A 1,959-nucleotide genomic window follows, 5' to 3' on the forward strand; every position below is an offset into this window, starting at 1 on the left:
TTCTACTTTGTCAGATTGATTTTCAAACATCTTCCGATGTCATATGATATAATGCAACATGTTGTTTATATGAAACTATATGGAGTTGTAAATAACCATGACAACTCAAATATGTCAATTGCATTCGCACGCTGGTGGCGAATGTTCAGTCCAAACTGGACAGTCATTTCGTCCCCTATATCCCCTGTTTTGAATCCTCGACGCGCTCGGTCGCCGAGGCGGCCAAATCTTACTTGCACGGTCTTTACCAATCCACGCGGGCCAACATGGAACGCATGGCGGAGGTCGTCGCGGGTAGCCACCCGCAGCGACTGCATCACATGCTGAGCGAATCCACCTGGGACCGCCGCAGCGTGCTCCGGCAACTGGTGGCGGATGCCAATGCGCACTTTGGGCGCGGCGGCACGGCGCTGGTGATTGACGAGAGCGGCTTTGCCAAGAAGGGCGAGCACTCGGTGGGCGTTGCCCGGCAGTGGAATGGCCGCCTGGGCAAGACGGACAACAGCCAGGTAGGCGTCTTCGCCGCCGTGACGCGAGGCGAAGTCGCCGCCCTCGTGGATGCGGAGTTGTACCTGCCGGCGTGCTGGACGAGCGATTCTGCGCGTTGCGAAGCAGCGGGCATCCCGGAGTCGGTCGAATTCCGCACCAAGGGGGAGATGGCCCTGGAGATGGTGTTGCGCGCCCGTCGCAATGGCCTTCAGTTCGACTGGGTCGCTTTTGACGGGGGCTACGGACAACTGCCGTGGTTGCTGACGGCGCTGGACGGCGAGCGCGAGACCTTCCTCGCCGAGGTGCACGCGGATCAGATGATCTATCTCGCCGACCCCTGCCCGACGGTGCCTGAGCGCACGGGGAAGGGACGCGCACCGATGCGTCCGGTGAGCGCCGTTGCCGCGCAGACGGTCACCGCCTGGGTCGCCGGGCAATCGGCAAAGGCTTGGCGCCGGATGAAGCTGCGTGATGGCGAAAAGGGCGAGGTGGTTGCCGACTTCCTCGCCGCCCGCGTGTTCGTCTGGGACGGTGAATCGTCCGCCGGGCGACAGTGGCATCTTCTGGTGCGGCGGGAGATCGATGGCACGAAGCTCAAGTTCTGCCTGTCGAACGCCAAACCGAGTGCCTCCTTGCGCCTTCTGGTGTCGATGCAGGCGTCCCGTCACTTCGTCGAGCGAGCCTTCGAGGATGCCAAGGGCGCCTGCGGCATGGCGGATTATCAGGTGCGGGGCTGGAACGGCTGGCACCATCATATGGCTCTGGTCATGGTCGCGCTGATGTTCCTCGCCAAGGAACGCTTGGCCGGGCGCGACACGCACCGTCTGCTCTCCTGTCAGGATATCGTCGAGATGTTGAGACACAAGCTGCCTTCCAAAATCCAGTCCGATGAGAATCTCGTCATGGCCATCGCTAACCGACACCAGCGAAGGCAAAGCGCCTCCGCCTCTCAGTATCGAAAACAAGGTCTTACCCTGCCAGCATCATTCGGCGGGGAAATCTGACAAAGTAGAACTACCCGATTGGCCAATCCGTGCTGAGTGGCAGCGAGATGCTGCATTGCGAAGAACGGGGCATCTGGATGCGCAGAGGCGAGATGCGACCCGAGTAGCCTCGGAATGCCGCACCTGAGCAGGACTCCGAGCTTGCCCGAACGGCCCGGCGAACCGATCTGACCGCGCTCGCCAGCCCACTGAAACAGGCTCTTATTCGAGGTTGTGCTTGCAGATACCAGCCAAGGGACACTCGCCACAGCGGGGCTTGGGTCGACCACATTCTTGCCGAGCTGCACGATGAGGGCATGATATTCATTGTAGAGGTCGACCTCCTTAGGGAAGCCCTGAACAAGCCATCATTCAGTACCTCGGATTTCAACGTATTACGGCATCCGGCCTTTTTTCCACCGGAATTGGCTTAAAACAGCCCATTTTGTCTCGGAATTGCCCGGTTTTTGGGCGATTCCCCGTTTTC

At 59.8% G+C, this 1,959-nt stretch carries 2 protein-coding genes; one reads left to right on the forward strand and one right to left on the reverse strand.

Annotation, left to right across the window (positions count from 1 at the left end):
• The first annotated feature begins 134 nt into the window (after positions 1 to 134).
• The gene (locus tag Q7V20_RS13350) at positions 135 to 1,493 is read left to right on the forward strand and encodes an IS701 family transposase (RefSeq protein ID WP_304791848.1); all 1,359 of its coding nucleotides are present in this window, start codon (positions 135 to 137) and stop codon (positions 1,491 to 1,493) included.
• A gap of 201 nt (positions 1,494 to 1,694) precedes the next feature.
• On the opposite strand, the gene Q7V20_RS24370 is transcribed toward Q7V20_RS13350, so the two are convergent.
• The gene (locus Q7V20_RS24370) at positions 1,695 to 1,796 is read right to left on the reverse strand and encodes a hypothetical protein (RefSeq protein WP_370652466.1); all 102 of its coding nucleotides are present in this window, start codon (positions 1,794 to 1,796) and stop codon (positions 1,695 to 1,697) included.
• Between the last annotated feature and the right edge of the window lie 163 nt (positions 1,797 to 1,959).

The sequence above is a fragment of the Aquabacterium sp. genome (assembly GCF_030652515.1).
Classification (GTDB): Bacteria; Pseudomonadota; Gammaproteobacteria; order Burkholderiales; family Burkholderiaceae_C; genus Aquabacterium.